Annotated in this window: 1 protein-coding gene; it reads left to right on the top strand. The window is 47.6% G+C overall.

Features of this window, described 5'->3' with window-relative positions:
* Positions 1–275 (top strand): hypothetical protein (locus tag F8B77_RS17830; protein ID WP_167512889.1); only part of this gene is annotated, 275 nt, incomplete at both ends.

Here is a 275-nt window from a genome sequence, read left to right as displayed (position 1 = left end):
GATTACGATATTGCGTACAATACGCTGAATGACCCTATGGAAGGTGTCTCTTATCAGATTGATTCACAGCTTATATCGTCAGCGACGCCGACCAGTTATGACTCTCGTACTCACCAATGGTCACGGGTCGAAGCGGATGGCACTCTAATGTCACTCTCCAATGACCTCGCTTACACCCCAACCAGTAATGATGTGGGCTTTGTATTGCGTGTGACCATTAGCTACCTTGATGCTAGCAGCAATGTATTGGTGTCTAGAGCCGTTGAAACACCGCT

Origin of the sequence: Aliivibrio finisterrensis, from assembly GCF_008933155.1 — a bacterium.
Taxonomy (GTDB): Bacteria; Pseudomonadota; Gammaproteobacteria; order Enterobacterales; family Vibrionaceae; genus Aliivibrio; species Aliivibrio finisterrensis.
This window is presented reverse-complemented; position numbering and strand designations above follow the sequence as displayed.